Raw genomic sequence first — 18,922 nt, forward strand, 5'->3', positions numbered from 1 at the left:
TCTTGTCGGCCAAGTGCCGCCTTCTAAAAGTTTGCTAATGGGTACGGTTTGATCCATCAAACTTACCTCAACGCTGCAAACTCATTGAAAGCGGTATAAAGCGAGCAGTATTGCCATTAAGCCTATGCAATTACCCGTTTAGACTTAACGGCTCTTTTGCTTTACCACTAACCTACCCAACATACGAACTCAGTAGATTAATCTGCTCGCTTTACTCTGGAGCTTTCGTTTTCCGTTACTGAGATTTACGAACACGTAAGTACCATTCCGACAACAGTCTAACTTGCTTCTCGGTATAGCCTCGCTTCACCATTCGCTTCACAAACTCATTGTGTTTTTTCTTCTCTTCACTTGACGATTTAGCACTAAACGAAATAACAGGTAGCAAGTCTTCCGTGTTAGAGAACATTTTCCGCTCAATGACAACACGTAGCTTTTCATAGCCTAACCAGCTTGGGTTTTTACCCGCATTGTTCGCTCTCGCTCTTAACACAAAGTTCACGACTTCATTCCTAAAGTCTTTCGGATTGCTGATACCCGCTGGTTTTTCTATCTTCTCAAGTTCGTCGTTTATGGCCGATCTGTCCAGAATATCGCCCGTTTCTGGATCACGATATTCTTGATCTTGAATCCAAAAATCAGCGTAGGTGACGTATCGATCAAATATATTTTGACCGTATTCAGAATAGGATTCTAAATACGCTGTTTGAATTTCTTTTCCTATGAATTCAACGTATCTAGGGGCTAAATACTCTTTAAGCGCACGCAAATAGCGATCATGTCGCTCTTGATCAAACTGCTCTTGCTCTATCTGCTGTTCCAAAACATACATTAGGTGAACAGGGTTGGCGGCTACCTCTATGGGGTCAAAGTTAAATACCCGAGACAAAATCTTAAAAGCAAACCGGGTTGAGAGGCCATCCATTCCTTCGTCAACACCCGCCGCATCTTTATACTCTTGCAGTGATTTCGCTTTAGGATCGATGTCTTTTAATGACTCACCATCGTAAATACGCATTTTTGAGTAAAGACTGGAGTTCTCAGGGTCCTTCATGCGTGAAAGCACAGTGAATTGAGCGAGCATTTTAAGCGTATCTGGAGCGCATGGCGCACTGTCCAAAGAAGAGTGTTCGAGCAACTTCATGTAAATGCTCATTTCTTCGGATACACGTAAACAATATGGCACTTTAACGGTATAAACACGGTCGATAAAGGCTTCATTTGTTTTGTTGTTCTTGAAAGACTGCCACTCAGACTCGTTCGAGTGCGCAAGTATAATGCCGTCAAATGGAATGCTTCCAAGACCTTCGGTGCCGTTGTAGTTGCCTTCTTGAGTCGCGGTTAGTAAAGGGTGCAACACTTTAATCGGCGCTTTGAACATCTCAACAAATTCCATGATCCCGCGATTACCTCGACAAAGACCACCGGAATAGCTGTACGCATCCGCGTCATTCTGCTCAAAGAACTCAAGCTTACGAATATCAACCTTACCGACTAACGATGAAATATCTTGGTTATTCTCATCACCAGGTTCCGTTTTTGAAATGGCCACTTGCTTGATAGCAGAAGGGTAAATTTTGACGACTTTGAATTGTTGAATGTCACCATTAAATTCTTTCAGTCGTTTTGATGCCCACGGCGACATAACCCCTTTCAAATATCGACCGGGAATGCCGTAGTCTTCTTCCAATATCTGCCCATCTTCATTTAAATCAAACAAAGACAAAGGCGACTCAAAGACCGGGGAGTCTTTAATGGCGTAGAATGGAACAGATTGCATCATCTCTTTCAGCTTTTCAGCCAGCGATGATTTCCCCCCCCCAACAGGACCAAGTAAATAAAGAACCTGTTTGGATTCTTCAAGCCCCTGCGCGGCATGCTTTAAAAACGCCACAATACGTTCTATGGATTCTTCCATTCCATAGAAATGTTCAAAAGTTGGGTAACGCTTGATTAATTTGTTGGAAAATATTCGACTTGACCTAGAGTCTTTGGACGTATCAATGACCTCAGGCTCTCCTATTGCCATCAGAAGACGCTCTGCGGGTGAAGCGTATGCAGATTTGTCCGTTTTACAAAGGTTTAAATACTCATCCAACGTAATCTCTTCGTCTTGTTGAGCATCAAATCGGGCTTGGATATGTTCAAATATACTCATCTCGGCTTCCCCTTAATTAGGTATAGCAAGGAAAGATACAAAACGCCGAAGCACTGATCCCTAAACACTAGGGCAACATGCTCCTTGCCCCTGATCACGCCTTACGTTTGACTAAACTCGGTTTAACTGTTCATTTTTTATACGAGCAATATTCTTTCCAACGTCACTTATTTTAAAAAGCTTTTCTGAAAAAGAGCGCTACTCGCGTTGCATCTCGAACGTAGAAAATAGAAAATCGAATGAGCTAAGCTTGCAAATAGTTACGCGACACACCACTGTCAGGTTCGACGTTTACAAAGAGCTAAAAGCGGGTGTTAGAAGCGATATCTACGCGCCGAGCGCTGGATCATTTCGTTTTGCTCACCCCCTTATTTAAAGAGCTGAAAAACACATTCGCCTATATGAAAGGTTTAGCATAATCTTCTAGGTTAACAAGGTTGGCGTTTAAAACACCTTTAAAATAAATCCTCACAAAAACAAGGTGATAGCGCATTAAGTCGCTGAAAATAAAGCGTTTAAGAGAAATTTAACTTTTTGATGCAATATGTGTCGTTTCGCAATAATTGCACATAGTTAACGTAAATTAAGCCAATATTAGGCTACGAAATGGGTACTAATTAGGCGGCCCTTACAGCACAATTAGTTGATTCGAAAAACAAAATGTCGGTATGAAGCACTCGATCGTCATACCTAGACTGAAAGAGGTAAACAGTGGATTTTAACTTCAATGAACTCAGTAGCAATCAACGTTATCATTTGATGACGCAAACAATCACACCTCGTCCAATTGCTTGGATCTTGACTGAAAATGAGGATGGTTCATTTAATCTTGCTCCTTTTTCTTACTTTGCAGCATTAAACTCCGATCCCGCTTTAGTGGTTGTCTCCATTGGAAACAAATCCAGTGATACGCCTAAAGATACAAAGAAAAACCTTTTAAGAACAAAGGAATGCGTTTTGCATATCCCTAGTTTAGAGCACGCAAACGCGGTAAATGAAAGTGCAGCGACACTTGACTACCACGACACAGAATTGACACGTTCTGGCGTCACAATAGCACCGTTCGTAGATAGCTTACCTCGAATAAGCGAAGCGAAAGTCGCCATGCACTGTTCTTTATACGATGTCCACCAGTTTGGTGATGCAGGGTTCGAAGCGTGCTATCTTGAAATTCAGGCCGTCTATATTGACGATGAGCTCGTAACAACGGATGAACAAAGAACAACAGTAAGCGCAAGTATATTGAATCCGCTAGGCCGCTTAGGTGGCAGTGACTACGCAACGTTCGGCGGCTCCTTGACACTTAAGCGACCAAAATAAACGAGTAAATTAGGTAGGTATTGAGAAAGGTATGCATGCTCCCCCACGCGCTGACTCAAGGGGGGTTTTAGCTCTTTTTCCGGTGTAGCAGATTATTAATGAGGTACCAAGATGGACACAAACGAAATCGTACCAGGTCTTCCGTTCACACAAGATGCACCAGAAACAATCATCGACGCTCTAAAGCAGTGCGGCACATTGAAAGAACTCAGTGCTGGCGAATCCTTAGCGAAGCAGTTTGAAATTGGGCAGGAGATCTATTTTTTACTAGACGGTGAAATCGCCATTACGATTCCACTTAGAGAACAACAAAAGTCGTATCATGTTGGCTTAATAAGCGAGCAGTATTCTCCAATAGGCTGGTCTGCTTTCAGACACCCATCCCGCTATGCGACGAGCTTTCATGCAACGAAAGCGACAACCTTAATCAGCTGGCCGATCCTTGAACTCGTAAAATTAATTGAATCGGATCTTGAATTTGGTAATGCCTTTTTACGTTTCGTTTATACTGAATCCCTTCCGGTACTTACCAACATACAAAATCAAACTCGCCCATTCTTTGCAAACGAATCTCTCGCGTTTGAAGAAACGAGACCATTACGTGACCCAGAATCCCAACAACATACTCTAAAAGAAGCAACGACACTACTTAGCAATTCCGCTTTTTTTGAAGGTTTTACCCAAGCAGAGTTACACTCATTTGCCAAAAAATCGTCTATTATATTAGCCCATCAAGGCGATATTATTTCTCAGCAGGACGAATATGCGGATGGCATATACTTGCTGGCAAAAGGGAAAGCGATTATCAGCTACCAAACTGATCGAGGGGAGATTATCACCACACGCTCAATCTCACGCACAGGAACCGTGCTGGCATGGTGTACATCGGATCTCAACTTGAAGAACCGCACCTCTATTGTTTCGTCCCGAGACTCTTCAATTTTATTTATCAGTAAACAAGATTTAATATCGATTTTAAACGACTCTCCGAAAACAAGCGTTAAATATTGGTTGAGATTAATTTGGCTAATCGGCACCCATTTGCTGGCTGCGCGAATGAGGTATTTGTCTCAGATCGCAAATGATGAAGTGTTGGCCGTAAACAACGTTATTGAACAAAACAGCGCGGTTCTTCCTGTTAGTTCGGCACTTTATAAGGTTGGAAAACTGCTCAGCTCTGTCGTCACAACAGACGAAGCGTTCGGTATTTTATATGAGTGTCTGCATTTTGGACAAAAGATAGAACGAACCATCTCTGGAATGTGCCTCGATATTTTAAAAGATCAGCAACGGGAAAACGCATTCTACCGTCAGTTGATGTCTATTTACGATCATATTCATGAGTTGCCACTGGAAATGCACGCACATGATGTCCGACGTAAAGCATCGGAGCTTTTTAAACTCGCATTTCAGCAAACTCCCTACGTCATAAAAGGGCTAGAAAATTTACCTAGAAGCCCAAATACCATTTTTATTTATAATCACCTGATGGGGGCAGAGAGCACCCAGCTACCGAACGGCTTTCGCTTCTCTCTTGACGCGCAGTTTATCAATACGATGGTCATCGACAAGCAGTACGGTAAAACGGGAGAACGAGTGGTTCGTCGCAGTAAGGACCATGAATACTGGCGGGATGATTTCTATGAACGCTTTGGAAACATTTTCGTAACAAGCTGGGATGACCTAAAGAAAGGCACTCAAAGCCATAACGATTTTATTGAGTTAGGCAAAGAAACACTTCGCAATGGCACACCATTGCTTATTTCTCCCGAAGGGAAAAGCTTTCCCACCACAGAATCACCGGGGGAGCTTCTCCCTTATGTGTTCGAGCTTGCAGACGCACTCAAAGGTGAAGAAGAGCCTTGGATCGTTCCAATTGCCGTTGCAAATTTCGATCGCCGTGTCGACCATAATATCTACACCGTCGTGATAAAACCGGCTTTTCGTATTTCAGAGGTTGTTGATGTTGAAGACTCCAACTCGTTAAATACCTTTTTAGCGGAATACAAACAGACTTATCGAGGTTACGTCGAAGAAGCAGAGTCACTTTCTCAGGAAATAAAAGCCCAGCCAGTACTAAGCTACCAACAGGGCTATCGCTCGAATGTCCGACGCGTCAACCAAATTGACGTTGAGTTTGAGTCAGATGTGCGAGAGTTAGAATTTAGAGTCAATAACCGAGGACATGGTAATAATGCCGTTGCCTTCTATGGCTCGTCAACTATGCGACTCTGGGACAATTTCTCTGGTGCCTTCCAACCTCATGACGCCATTAATTTGGGTTTTGGTGGTGCCAGTATTAAAGCGTGCGTTTATTACTTTGAACGAATTGTCATCCCGCATTCGCCACGATCAATCGTGCTATACGTGGGAGATAACGACATTGGCAACAACAAATCCACGAACAAAGTGGTCTCACATTACGTGGCACTGCTTGAAAAAATAGATCAATACCTTCCAGGTATTCCAGTAACCATCTTGAGTATTAAGTCGAGTCCAACGCGTGAGAAGCTACGAGCGAACATAGAAAAGACCAATAAACAGCTCGAAATGCTCGCAAAATCGCGCCCAAATACACGTTATCTCGATTTATTTTCAAAACTACTGGATAAAAATGGGGATATTGACGAATCTTATTTTGAGAATGACAGACTTCACTTAAACGCGAAAGCTTACAAAGTATGGACGAAGGAACTTCTTACGTTACAAAATTTTATATTTGAATCAAGAAATTAGGTCTACATAACTGTTAGTATTAGAAAAGTATTCACGTACGGACAATAGCAATGACAGAAAAAAAATTCCGACTAGTAACCCGCAGTGACTTCGATGGGCTTGTATGTGCCGTTTTATTGAAAGATATGGACATGATCGACGACATACTGTTCGTTCACCCCAAAGACATGCAAGATGGCAAAATTGAAATTGGTGCAAATGACATCACCACCAACCTTCCCTATGTGGCAGGTTGCAATCTAGCCTTTGATCACCACTTAAGTGAAACCGTACGAAATGACGGTAACATTGAAAATCATATTATTGACCCAGAAGCGCCCTCAGCTGCGCGCGTCGTATATGATTATTATGGCGGTAAGGAAAAGTTTCCTAACATATCCGTTGATATGATGGACGCCGTTGATAAAGGCGATTCGGCGCAATTCAATGAAGATGAAGTGTTAAATCCGAAAGATTGGGTGCTGTTGAACTTCATCATGGATGCGCGCACAGGACTTGGACGTTTTCGTGAATTCCGCATTTCAAATTACCAGCTAATGATGAAATTAATCGACTGTTGTAAGGATATGTCGATTGAAGAAATACAAGAACTCGAAGACGTCAAGGAAAGAACCGAGTTGTATTTTGACCATGACGCGAAAGCCAAAGAGCAAATTCAACGCTGTGCAACCGTCCATAACAACTTGGTTGTTCTCGACTTAACCAATGAAGAAACGATTTACACCACAAACCGCTTTGTGATCTATGCGTTATACCCAGATTGCAACATCTCTATCCACAAAATGTGGGGATTGAAAAAGCAAAACACGGTTTTTGCGATTGGTAAATCCATTCTAAACCGTTCATCTAACACTAACGTTGGTGAATTGTGCCTTACTTATGGCGGCGGCGGTCACCTAAATGCAGGAACTTGCCAAGTTGAAAATGACTTGGCGGATGAAAAACTAAATGACATCATCGCAAAGATTAATCAAGACGGATAACTATAGAACAGCCTAACAGCAGTTTTTCTTGATGACATAAATGCGATTGCAAAAAAGTATTTAAAAAAAGCCACTCATGCGGATTTCCGTTATGAGTGGCTTTTTCATGTGATTGTTCTTATGTGACTCTTTATATGGCACTCAACGTCATCATGAACTCAATACGACTTTAGTTCCGAGCACAATCAGAATACTTCCCATTGCTCTATCAACCCAGCGAACGTTACGACGTAACCATGTCATAATAGGGCCACCAGCCAAAAGTAATGCGACGATGATGTACCAAGCGCTGTCAATAAAAACAACCGTTGCCCACATTTCTATCTGACCAAGAACGCCCATTTCAGGCTTAATAAATTGGCTAAACAATGCAATAAAAAACAACGCTAATTTAGGGTTAAGTAAAGACACAAGCAAGCCATCTCTCATTGCCATCAGATAGCTTGATACACTGGTACTCGGTTCGGTAACCTCCCCCTTCCCAGCGTATTTCAAGGCTTTGATCCCCATCCAGATCAAATAGCCTCCACCAGAGACAGACACCCAATAAAACACTTGCGGGTACTCTTGAATCAGCACCGCTAGCCCAACCATAGAAACAATGGCCCACAGGCCAACACCAAAACCGTGAGCAATGGCAGTCGCGACACCATGCTTAGAAGACTGAGTTAGCGTGACACGTAATACAACCGCCAAACTTGGGCCAGGAGACAAGGCTCCCATAATGCAAATCATAACCAACGACAACCAACTTGCTAACGTCATTCCTATTCCTCTTTATCGACAATACTCAGAGTATGTTTGGTTCGATGCAAGCATGACCAAAAAAGAGGTTGACGTAAAGCCCAAAAACCGCCACGATGTACTGACACAAACATAACCACTTTGTATTTTATATTATGACTTTTCAACTTGTTGCATCCAAACGTAAAGGCGATAAACGTAAAGCTAAGAAGCTTTGCGGCGCTGGCGTGTGGATACGATAAGTTAAGTATTTTCCCGGCAGCATGTTTGCTGACGGGACCTCCCTCAACAACATGCTGCTCTAACTTCAAGACAAGTTAATTAGAGGTAAAGCATGTTTCAAGGCGCAATCACTGCACTAATCACACCTTTTAGCAACAATGAGCTGGACGAAGCCGCTCTGCGACGAATTGTACGCTGGCAAATTGATCAGGGCATTGATGGTCTGGTTCCCGTAGGTACTACTGGCGAATCACCCGTTCTGACAGAGCACGAGCATAAACGTGTGATTGAAATTACCGTTGAAGAAGCAAATAAAGCGATCCCTATCTTAGCGGGAGCAGGCTCCAACAATCCAGCAGAAGCCGTGATTTACGCTCGCCATGCCGAAAAGGCTGGAGCGGACGCTACGCTTCAAGTAGCAGGGTACTACAACAGACCAAATCAAGAAGGCCTGTATGCCCATTTTGAGCACGTACACAATAACTCGGCACTGCCTATTGTGCTGTACAACATTCCACCTAGAACAATCGTTGGGTTAGACGTGGATACGGTTGCAAAACTCGCTCAACTAGAACGCGTTATCGGTATTAAAGATGCGACTGGCGACTTAACTCGCCCTATTCAGGAAAGAGCATTAATCTCAAAACCATTTTCTTTCTTAAGCGGTGATGACGTCACGGCAGTTGCTTATAACGTCGGGGGCGGTAATGGCTGTATCTCAGTAACGGCGAATGTCGCACCAAAGCAAACGGTCGAACTACACAACTTGTGCCGAGAAGGGAAATTTAGCGAGGCGGCAATATTGCAAGATAAGTTATTTTCGCTACATAAAGCACTGTTCTTAGAGCCAAACCCAACTGGCGCAAAATACGCATTATCACTATTGGGACTGTGTTCAGAAGAGTGTCGTCTACCGATGATACCATTAAGCGAGACGACGAAACGCGCCATTAAAGAAGCAATGACTTCGCTCGAACTTATCTAGGACTTTTCGAGAACTTCTCAATAGAAGCGCCCTGAGCTCAATATTGATTCAGGGCGCTTTAACCAACTAGCATTTTGATACGCCTACAAATATGTCTACGAGATTTGGGTCTGGTGCGCAGCAATGCCGTCATCCTGCAAGAATGCCGCTTCAAAGTTCGTTGCACTCATGGGTCTGCCAAAAAGGTAGCCTTGAACAATTCTAACGCCAATCGACGCCAGCCAATCGGCTTGCGGTTTCGTTTCGACCCCTTCGGCAACCACATCCATTTTTAAATTTTGAGCCATCGAGACAATGGTTTTAATCAGAATATCATCTGCTTCATTTTTATTGATATTGTTTACGAAAGAGCGGTCAATTTTTAACGTATCAATAGGATACTTAGATAAGTAGCCGAGTGAAGAGTAGCCCGTTCCAAAGTCATCGAGCGCAATAGAAAAACCAAGCGCCTTAAAGTCTCTAAATATGAGAGGCAGTTGGTCATGATGCTCTAGCAACACGCCTTCGGTTACCTCTATTTGAATCGCTTTTGGCGTCAGTTTATGCGATTCGATGATGTCTACGACCTTATCTAGTAATTTTTCATACTTAAATTGCAAACCAGAAAAGTTGACCGCAATTTTTCCGCCAGTATCAGTGAGCTGCTGCCACTTTTCCAGCTGACCGCAAACCATGTCCAGCATCATCATATCGACCTCTTCGACCAAGCCCATTTCTTCAAGCACGGGAATAAAGTCAAATGGCGGAACAAGCCCTTTTTCAGGATGGTTCCACCGAACTAACGCTTCTGCTCCCAATACCTCTCGTGTTTGTAGGTCAAACTTCGGTTGATAATACGGAATAAACTCTTTGTTCTTGAGTGCACGTCGCAGATCATTTCGCATTTGAAGACGTTCTTGAGCTTGCTTGGTCAACTCAGGGGTATAAAAACGAACCGATCCGCGTTGCTCATGCTTCGCCGCGTACAAAGCGGAGTCTGCGTAACGAACCAAACTGTCAAGCTCAAACGCATCGTCTGGATATAAACAGGCGCCTGTACTAATTGATATCGGCATTTCTTTGCGACCAATCAAGACCGGAAGAGAAAGCTCTCCGCTAATGTTCGTCGCCATGCACACAAACTCTTCGCGGTCTGGGATAGTGGGAAGCATGGCGGCAAATTCATCACCCCCCAGTCGAGCAATAATCGCATTTTTCGGAAGGATATCTCGTAACCGATTGGAAATACTTTTTAGAATAAGGTCACCGTATTCGTAACCTAAACTGTCATTAACGCCTTTAAAGTGATCCAGCCCAAATACTAGTAACCCAAGTTTCATAGCAGAGGCTTTACTGTTACTTATCAAACGCTTTCTCACGTCATTCAGAAAAGTCGCTCTATTTGGCAATCCAGTTAGTGAATCATGATAGGACAAATAGCGTACTTGCTCTTGATAACGCTTCACTTCAGACATGTCTTTGCAAACCGCAAGCACAGAAACCAGCTCATCGCGGTCATTAAATTCAGGCGTCAAACTCACTATACAATTCATCGGACCTGAAGTACTGGGGATCTCCCGCTCAATCTCGACACTCGTCCCCGTCTTAAGCACTTGTCGCATACTTTCATCAATCGGAGATTCGGCGAGCGTGGCAACTTCCTCAAGTTTAGTATAAATATGCTTTTCTATATCGGTAAAACTCAGTCCTAGGAAGTGGATAAATGGAGTCCCAGAAAGCCGCTCTAATACAGGGTTTGCGTAAAGGAGACGACAGTGATCATCAAATCGTGCAATTAAATCTGGAGAGTTTTCAACTAAACTGCGGAATCGTGACTCACTCTGACGCATTTGCTCCGCTGAACGTTTCTTTTCCGTTACGTCCCGACCAATTAGAATCACCGACTCAACTTCTTCGTCTTTATTCAACTCAGGAATGCCATGCAAATCAAAAATGATTCGACTACCATCTGGAGTGCTGTGGTTTAGCTCCCCTGCTTTGAACTCTCCCGTTTTAACAATGTCTGCGACAAATTCCTGCAAATAGCTCGCCGCAACCCCAACACCAGAATATTCCTTGGGAGTGCGCCCGATGACATTCTTTACCTCAACACCCGTGACCGTTTCAAATGCTTTATTGGCATACATTCGCCTGCCAAGACAGTCATAGCGGATAATTACATCTGGAGAATGTTCTGCCACATTTTCAAACAATAGAACCGATTCTAGCTTGCGCTCAATGTCGGTCGTGACATCTTTAATACTTAACTGAAGCAAGCACCTTTCTTCGTGTCCAGACGTTTCAAACGGTATATACATCAAGTTGAGCGTAGGCTTACCTAACCCATTTAAGGTCAACTGTTGATCAAATAAACAATCTCTAAGGCTTTCCTCAAACATTTTAACGCTCTGCTCATACTCGTGAGAAAAGCATGCAGCTAATTTAACGGGGTTACTTAACGTAGGAAGGGACAACATACTATGAGCAGAACGACTCGCCCACGTCACCATATAGTCACCTAAATTCGGAGCAAGCAGCAGATACGCTTCATCTTTCAAGTCAAAAGAATGCTTAAGCTTTTCAAGATCAGCGTCAGACTCAATAACGAATGGGTATAAACTCCCCAAAATACACCTCCAAAAAAGCGCAGTACGTGTTACGTCGCATTTCCTTATGGTGAACAGAACGACAGATTAACTATTCAAAAAAACCAAAAATACGAATAAATCCAAGGAAGGCCAATATCCGCTACTTCAATTTAAATAGGTAGACGCATCAAAGCCGTATTAGTGAAAATACAGCAATGAACGTCGTAAAATTTGCCTGCATACCTTCAACTAAGAAGAGTATAGAAGTGATATGAAAATTATTCTGTTTTAGAGGTGAAGCAAAATGTAGCAAGTCGTAAACTAATTGAGGGATTACTGTTACAGACTCTGCTTGATAACGACAAATATCTTAGCTAAACAAGCGTCGAAGCAATACTTCGACGCTATAAAAAAGACGCGATCTTGTTAATCGCCAATATGCCAACCGTTCGTAATCGGGTAACGACGATCACGTCCGAATCCACGTTCAGTAAGCCGAACGCCCGTTGGAGCTTGTCGGCGCTTGTACTCATTGAGGTCAACCAATCGCAGCACCCTATAAACCGTTTCCCGATCAAATTGCCCAATTTCAAGAATGGCTTCAGCACTCATGTCTCTTTCAATGTACAAATGTAAGATTTCATCCAATTCATCGTAACTAGGCAATGAATCTTCATCAATTTGATCTGGCGCTAACTCAGCAGAAGGCGGGCGGGTGATAACGCGCTCGGGAATGACATACCCTAACGTATTTCGATAACGGCACAGCTTAAATACCAGTGTTTTAAAGACATCTTTTAAGACTGAATAGCCACCGACCATATCACCGTAAAGCGTCGCATAGCCAACCGCCATCTCACTTTTGTTGCCGGTGGTCAATACCATATAACCCTTTTTATTGGAAATAGCCATCAGGGTGACACCACGTGTTCGTGCCTGAAGATTTTCTTCTGTCGTGTCTTTCGCGTAACCTTCGAACTCTGGCGCGAGCGTTTCCATAAATGCGGTAACCATTGGCTCAATAGGCAATACGCTGTAATTTACACCCAGCAATGTCGCTTCTTCTTCCGCATCTTCGAGGCTCATTGAAGACGTATAGGTATAAGGCATCATAACGGCTTGGACTCGATCAGCGCCAATCGCGTCTACCGCAACGGCCAACGACAACGCAGAATCAATCCCTCCGCTTAACCCCAGTACAATACCTTTAAAGCGATTTTTCTCTATATAGTCTCGAAGCCCAAGTACCATTGCTTGGTATACGCTTTCTTCGATACTAAGCGCAGGGGCGACCGTGCTGGCTAGAGGTATTACTTTTTGCGTTCGAGTCTCTTCAACACTGAAGTCGACGGTGTAAATACCCGACTCAAACCACGGTGCCTGTGCTATTTTTTGGCCTTGAGCGTTAACCACAAATGAACCGCCTTCATACACCAACTCGTCTTGAGCGCCCATGTAGTTCACAAATACGATAGGCAACTGTGTTTCAACCGCTCTTTGGTGCAATAACTGTTCGCGAACACCCATCTTTTCGATATGGAAAGGCGACGCACTCAAATTGATGATCAGCTCGGCTCCGGCTTCTTGAGCTTGAAGGCTTGGTTCAGGGTGCCAAATATCTTCACAAATACTCAGGCCAACTTTGACATTTTTAACATCAACGATAAGAGGTTCTGTCCCCTCTTCGAAATAGCGCTTGTCGTCAAAGACTTTAAAATTGGGAAGCTTTTGCTTAGCGTATTCTCCCAGCATACGACCTTGGTGAAACACACCAGCGCAATTGAATAAATCGCCATCAATTCGACGTGGATACCCAACTACGACATAAATGTCATGCACTTCATTTAGAATAGTCTGAATAGAATCTTCTATTCGACTGTCTAAACTAGGTCGAAGTAGTAGATCTTCGGGCGGGTAACCCGTTAAAGTAAGCTCTGGAAATACAACAACATCTGCTTGATGATGATCGCGTGCTTCATGCGCAGCTTTGATTACAGACTCTGTGTTATTCTTTATATCACCGACCAGCATATCAAGCTGGGCCATTGCAACTCTAAGGGTCATGTTGTGGTTACTCGTTACACTTTATTAAACCAAGGCTATATTGTCGTGGAATTGCCTAAGTAAGGTAAAGCTTATGATCGTACGTTTAATACTTTTTCTTCTGATTTTCTTTATTGGTTGGACAATATATCGCCAAGTAAGCCAATATTTGAGTAAACAGAAGACGCGAAATGCTAAAAACAGTCAGTCGAAACCCGGTGAAAAAATGACGCCATGCGCACATTGCGGAACCTATGTCCCTGAATCGGAGTCAATTAAGGACACTCAAGGCAATCGTTTTTGCTCTCAGGGCCATTTAAAACAATTTCAAAAGGGTTAATGAAAACATCATCCCCTTAAAATCGGGTTCACCGGATCACAATCCGCGCACTGCCTAATTGTGTGCGGTTTTTCTGCCAGAAACAACGTGTTGTGTGTTTATCCTGTGTTATGCATACACGCGTTAAACGATCGCCATTTTCATTGACAATATAATGGCTTGTAAACCAATAGCGCCTACCAAATAGAGACTCTTGCTTCCAATTCACCGTCGTAAGAGGACAAAACGACACACACTCACTTAACTGGGAGGGCCGCTGAAAAAGTACATCACGTTCAATTCCACCAGCCTCATTTGATAACCCCCTCGTATCAGCCGCCGCGTTTTTCATAAGCAACATACGTTTATCTAAAATTTCATGATAATGCGCCACCAATACGGCTGAAAAGATGACCGTAATGACAATAGCGGGCGCTGAAAACCAACCTCTTTGTGCTCGTTTCATAACGCTCCTATTTCACACCTAATTCAAGCAAGTAGCCAGCAACGCTCTCGCATGATGGATCATAGGACCATCTCTTCTCTCTGAAGTTGGTATAGTGGACGACTGTGCTAGAACCCGAGCCAACATGAGAAGTAGGCGCTGTAACCAACGTCGAGCAGTGAGTAAAGCGATAAACATATTCCACCCAAATCCCAATTACTTGGCTCGACATTACTGCTCCGTATTCAGTTGAAATTGCATCCGCATTACCATCTCCGTCTGTATCCAGCAGTGGATAAAACGCGATATGCTCAACGCCCGACTCTATCTCTTGAGCGGCTCGCTCCAACTCTGACTTTTTCCAAAGTCCATTCCTCCCAGCTTGTCCGAAAGCCACATACCATAACGTAGGCTCACTTGAAGCTATTAGCCCACTGGTTTCGATTAATTCGGACGGAAGGGTAATGTTGAAACGACCATCATGATTAAGGGAAGTATTGACTGAGAAAGACCTTGAACATTGATCCAATTGAAAGGTATTAATTTGATTGATACTGCAACCCGAGAATTGGCCGACTAGGTGGCTCCCTGTTTGATGGTACTCTGCAACACACTCACCGAGACGCAGCCCTTTTAACCAATCAGAACCCGAAGCGAACGCTCTATTAGAAAGTGGGGCATTGAACTCATTACCGATCACAATCGATCTTGGTACACCTGAACAGCCAAATTTTCCGATGCTCTGCCATTGAGCTTCAAACTGGCTTTCCAGGATTCTTCGCTTCTGAGCCTTATTTAAGACATCTTGCTGATGAGACTGAGTTCGAACTAACCACTGCTGAACAGGAATTAAGATTGACAGACATAGACCTAAGATGGCGCAGGCCGTCAACACTTCAATCAACAAAAAGCCATTTACTGTCGCTTTTATTGCGCCTCTTGCCGAACATCTCATTGCCTGCTTGCCTTCTCTGCCCATGCTCTAAAAAGTGTCCCTGTACACATAGAGCATCGAGGAAATGACGTAGACTCACTCGATGGCACGCCCTCCGCTTTTGTCGAAGGAAAACTCGTAATCAACTCATTCCCTGTTATTTGAAGATAACGTCTTTTAAAGTGGTTCTGGCTAATTTGAGACTGCTGCAATACAAGTTCATTAATTTGATCACTGCTGTTTGAAACCAAAGGTCTCGAAAAATGGAGTAAAAAAGCAATGACCATCATGCTAAGTACCATCTCAAGCAACACCCATCCTTGGTAATCGCGCTTTAACATGCGCCACCCGCTATAAAGGCAGGGTCTTCATACGCTCTGCCCGCCTTGTTGATTACGACACGCATCTGTTGAATACCTTTGAAACAAAAGTAGAAAGAGCCATTTTGGAAATTAGATATACCAGTTGGCAAGAACGAAATAGCCGTCTTACGAGCAGGAAAACCTCGCCAAACAAGGTCAATTAACTCTGGAAATGCCCATGTTTGATAAGGCGTCGAGTGACCACTTTGAAGCAGTGAAATACCGTCCGACCAGCGACCATTGCAGGACACTCCACCGCATAATTGAACAGGAGAATCAGAACGAATGGCTAAAGATCGCGACGTCGCGATGGCCGTCTGTAATTGGCGATTTGCTTGATGCAGTTGCTGCCTATCAGACCATGAATGGTAATAAGACAAGACACTGGACGTGGCATTTGAAGCCGCCAACAAAGAAAGAATAAGAAGCACGCAAAGTACTTCCCAAAGGCTAAATGCCTTTTGTAGATTCATGGAAACCTCCTTGTCTCCATTAAATAGATAGAAACCCTTTAGCAAGAAACTCGCAAAGAGTAATTTCTTACATTGTACTGATTTAAATCTTAATCATTTAGATCTTACTCCTTTAGACCTTACTCGTTTAAAGCACACATAATTGAACTATTTTAACCGAGAGAATAAGTCCCTTCCTTTACGCTATTTCAAATCAGTTTATGGCGTTTCAGTACTTGATTCTGAGCCACTCGACTCAGAACTGCCTGACTCAGTGCTACCCTGCTCATTACCTAACGAGTCGCGATTCGCTGAGCCAAACATCGAGTCAGCCATCCTTTCGATCAATGAACGCTGAAACTCATAAAAATCGGGCAAATTATTGGCGCTCTTGCTGTCCTGATCACCACCCTCTTCCTTATCCTTTTCGGCTTGACGCATTTCAAACATGCTTTCTAAGCTGTTTTGAATAATTTCTCGGTAGTTGTCAAACAACTCAGAGGATTTTTCAACTGCCGATAATAAGGAATCTTTATATTCCGCTAACGGTTCTTTCAACGAAGCGGCCAAACCTTGGTCCGCCGTATTGGCATAAGCATTGGTCGCTTGAGCGGAGCGATAAGTCTGAGTCATTTTAAGGTTCATGGTGAAACCGGAAAGTTGTTCCGTATCAAACCCAACCTCAAGCGCTTTTTCGAACGCAGAGCTTAAATCACCATCGAAAAACTCATCAGCAATATCCCCTAATGAGTTTACAAGGTCGTTTATCGCTTCTTGCTCTTCTTCATTCAAATCGCCATCCACCGCGTATTCGAACTTAAAGCCACTCGTTGAACTTTCGTAACGCTGATAGCTCAAACCTTCTTCAGACACATCATAGCTCTCACCACGCGCAGCGGCTTGTAACGCATATAGATTTAGTTTAACCGTATCACCTTCGGCTGTTTTGATTTCAATTTCAGAAGATTGAGTACGAGAATAGCTTTCAGCAAAATTTCGGGAAATTCGGTTGATTTCTGATTTTGGATCAATCGAATTGGAGGCTTGATCATTAACCTTGTTCGCAGGCAGTGTAGCGTCGTCCAAATCTTTAAAAGCACCAAAGTAAGACTCATGCAATGCCTGTAAACCTTCGTCTAACAGGCTATCAGTCTTATCTATATTTTCTTGAACCTCTTCATTTAACCACCCTAGATCCTCAAGTTTCCCCATTGCATCTTCCATGCCTTTTGCAATGGCTTCTTCCGCTTGTTCCAGCACGGACTTTAAGCGGTCATCATCAGCACCTTCGCTTTTCAGCTTATCCATGTAACCACCAACAAACCCTAGAATTCGGTTGGATACCGCTTCTGGTGAAAAATCCATTTGAGATTCAAAGGCGGGAGCAGAAAAGGATGACGATTTAGAGGTATAAGATACCGTTTCAGAAAATGACATCTGTACGCGCTGCTGTACGACTCCCAACGCACGAGTTGAACCCGATGCAGGGCTGTACTCATCTCCTGCAGCGAGTGCACTTTGGCTAGAAGACGACTGAGTCGACGAACTTTCAGTGTTTTGCTTATTTCCATTTAACAGTCTACCTGTTAAGTCATTTAACCCATTTATCGACGCCGCCATGATGCCTCCCAAAAATCATTCACTATGACTATCTTAACGCCCAACCGTAAAGAAACTTTAAAGAATATTTGATTATTTATTGATCTTTTATTCGCCGCTATCCAACTCGCTTTCAAACCAATCAGTTAGTAGCATTGCTACTCGCTTAGGCTTTTGAAAAGGTAGACTGTGATCACAGCCACTCAAAACAGAATGACGCCAGTTAGGATACCTTGACGCAAGGGCATCATAGTGTGATCTAAGTGCTTCGTTACTTAACGCGCCAGATAAAAGCAGAGCAGAATCGACACATTCAATCAGTTCATTACGGGCATCTGGATTATTCACCATGTCTTGAACCCAGTTCGTAACAGCATCAAGTGCATACGCGAACCCATGCGGTCTATGTGCCAACCTAGATTGAGTCGTGGCCTCTGCTACAGGGTGTTTTCTACGGTTGGGCGCTACGCTATTCATAAAAAGAGCGACACCTTGTTCAACGTCGCCCGTTTTTCTGATGACCGTTGACGCTTCTCGATAACGCTCACGGACAATAGCAAGTGTAGCAAGGTCTTCTCTATCTAGGGACGCTGGTTCAAGCAAAGCCATTTTAGAGGGTACTTTGCGCTGCTCTTTACGCAACTGATTCAATCGCAGGCCAACAAGCCCACCGAGTGAATACCCGACTAGATCAAATACATCCCATTCCAATGACATCAATAATGCATTTATTTCCAACGCCAATGAGTCAATGGATACTGGCTTTTCTTTTTTTTCAAGGAAGTAACTTTCTCCCATACCGGTTAAGTCTGGTAATAAAATCCATCGCCAGTAATTCAAGTGCTCTAAAATTGGCAAATAAGTAATGTCAGCCCCAACACCTGCTCCATGTAGCATTAAACACGACGCCTTGGTCTTACTATCAGGGTTATAGACTAGCCGATAACGCAATGTCACATTTTCTAGATTAAGATAATTGATCTCTGACACTTTAAATTTCCTCATAACCCCCCATTCAATAAAGGGAATTAAATTTGAATTTGTAAACGGTTG

General features: G+C 43.3%; 15 protein-coding genes. 5 read left to right on the forward strand and 10 right to left on the reverse strand.

The window, feature by feature from the left end; genetic code table 11:
• Positions 1-235 precede the first annotated feature (235 nt).
• Positions 236-2,158 carry a PrkA family serine protein kinase gene (locus MARME_RS15400; protein ID WP_013662186.1) on the reverse strand — a complete coding sequence of 641 codons (1,923 nt, stop codon included), beginning with the start codon at positions 2,156-2,158 and terminating at the stop codon, positions 236-238.
• A 711-nt stretch (positions 2,159-2,869) separates the two neighbouring features.
• Between MARME_RS15400 and MARME_RS15405 the strand changes: the two genes are divergently transcribed.
• The 3 genes from MARME_RS15405 (at position 2,870) to MARME_RS15415 (ending at position 7,197) form a co-directional block, all read left to right on the forward strand.
• The gene (locus tag MARME_RS15405; protein ID WP_013662187.1) at positions 2,870-3,478 is read left to right on the forward strand and encodes a flavin reductase family protein; all 609 of its coding nucleotides are present in this window, start codon (positions 2,870-2,872) and stop codon (positions 3,476-3,478) included.
• Positions 3,479-3,589: 111 nt separating this feature from the next.
• Positions 3,590-6,214 (forward strand): GDSL-type esterase/lipase family protein, encoded by a 2,625-nt coding sequence (locus MARME_RS15410; protein ID WP_013662188.1) that lies wholly within the window; start codon positions 3,590-3,592, stop codon positions 6,212-6,214.
• A gap of 50 nt (positions 6,215-6,264) precedes the next feature.
• On the forward strand, positions 6,265-7,197 hold the full coding sequence (locus tag MARME_RS15415) for a DHH family phosphoesterase (protein ID WP_013662189.1): 933 nt from the start codon (positions 6,265-6,267) through the stop codon (positions 7,195-7,197).
• A 150-nt stretch (positions 7,198-7,347) separates the two neighbouring features.
• Here MARME_RS15415 and MARME_RS15420 read toward each other — a convergent pair whose 3' ends face one another.
• Positions 7,348-7,962 (reverse strand): LysE family translocator, encoded by a 615-nt coding sequence (locus MARME_RS15420; protein WP_013662190.1) that lies wholly within the window; start codon positions 7,960-7,962, stop codon positions 7,348-7,350.
• Positions 7,963-8,275: 313 nt separating this feature from the next.
• Between MARME_RS15420 and dapA the strand changes: the two genes are divergently transcribed.
• On the forward strand, positions 8,276-9,148 hold the full coding sequence (dapA, locus tag MARME_RS15430) for a 4-hydroxy-tetrahydrodipicolinate synthase (RefSeq protein WP_013662191.1): 873 nt from the start codon (positions 8,276-8,278) through the stop codon (positions 9,146-9,148).
• Positions 9,149-9,243: 95 nt separating this feature from the next.
• On the opposite strand, the gene MARME_RS15435 is transcribed toward dapA, so the two are convergent.
• On the reverse strand, positions 9,244-11,754 hold the full coding sequence (locus tag MARME_RS15435) for a bifunctional diguanylate cyclase/phosphodiesterase (RefSeq protein ID WP_013662192.1): 2,511 nt from the start codon (positions 11,752-11,754) through the stop codon (positions 9,244-9,246).
• 387 nt (positions 11,755-12,141) lie between these two features.
• Positions 12,142-13,779: an NAD+ synthase gene (locus tag MARME_RS15440; protein ID WP_013662193.1), complete on the reverse strand. Its 1,638-nt coding sequence runs from the start codon at positions 13,777-13,779 to the stop codon at positions 12,142-12,144.
• A 73-nt stretch (positions 13,780-13,852) separates the two neighbouring features.
• Between MARME_RS15440 and MARME_RS15445 the strand changes: the two genes are divergently transcribed.
• Entirely contained in the window at positions 13,853-14,098 is a 246-nt protein-coding gene (locus tag MARME_RS15445; RefSeq protein WP_013662194.1) for a PP0621 family protein, read from the forward strand.
• A 28-nt stretch (positions 14,099-14,126) separates the two neighbouring features.
• On the opposite strand, the gene MARME_RS15450 is transcribed toward MARME_RS15445, so the two are convergent.
• The 6 genes from MARME_RS15450 to MARME_RS15475 form a co-directional block, all read right to left on the reverse strand.
• Positions 14,127-14,543 carry a hypothetical protein gene (locus tag MARME_RS15450; RefSeq protein WP_013662195.1) on the reverse strand — a complete coding sequence of 139 codons (417 nt, stop codon included), beginning with the start codon at positions 14,541-14,543 and terminating at the stop codon, positions 14,127-14,129.
• Between the two features lie 7 nt (positions 14,544-14,550).
• Positions 14,551-15,477, reverse strand: coding sequence for a type II secretion system protein (locus MARME_RS15455; protein WP_013662196.1), 927 nt, complete (start codon positions 15,475-15,477; stop codon positions 14,551-14,553).
• Positions 15,474-15,797 (reverse strand): hypothetical protein, encoded by a 324-nt coding sequence (locus tag MARME_RS15460; protein ID WP_041647955.1) that lies wholly within the window; start codon positions 15,795-15,797, stop codon positions 15,474-15,476. The genes MARME_RS15455 and MARME_RS15460 overlap by 4 nt, the downstream gene beginning before the upstream one ends.
• Complete coding sequence (locus MARME_RS15465) at positions 15,791-16,291, reverse strand: GspH/FimT family protein (protein WP_013662197.1); 501 nt, start codon at positions 16,289-16,291, stop codon at positions 15,791-15,793. The genes MARME_RS15460 and MARME_RS15465 overlap by 7 nt, the downstream gene beginning before the upstream one ends.
• Positions 16,292-16,489: 198 nt before the next feature.
• Entirely contained in the window at positions 16,490-17,890 is a 1,401-nt protein-coding gene (locus tag MARME_RS15470; protein WP_013662198.1) for a DUF5610 domain-containing protein, read from the reverse strand.
• An 87-nt stretch (positions 17,891-17,977) separates the two neighbouring features.
• Positions 17,978-18,859 carry an alpha/beta fold hydrolase gene (locus MARME_RS15475; RefSeq protein ID WP_013662199.1) on the reverse strand — a complete coding sequence of 294 codons (882 nt, stop codon included), beginning with the start codon at positions 18,857-18,859 and terminating at the stop codon, positions 17,978-17,980.
• Between the last annotated feature and the right edge of the window lie 63 nt (positions 18,860-18,922).

It is taken from the genome of Marinomonas mediterranea MMB-1 (genome assembly GCF_000192865.1).
In the GTDB taxonomy this organism is placed as follows: domain Bacteria; phylum Pseudomonadota; class Gammaproteobacteria; order Pseudomonadales; family Marinomonadaceae; genus Marinomonas; species Marinomonas mediterranea.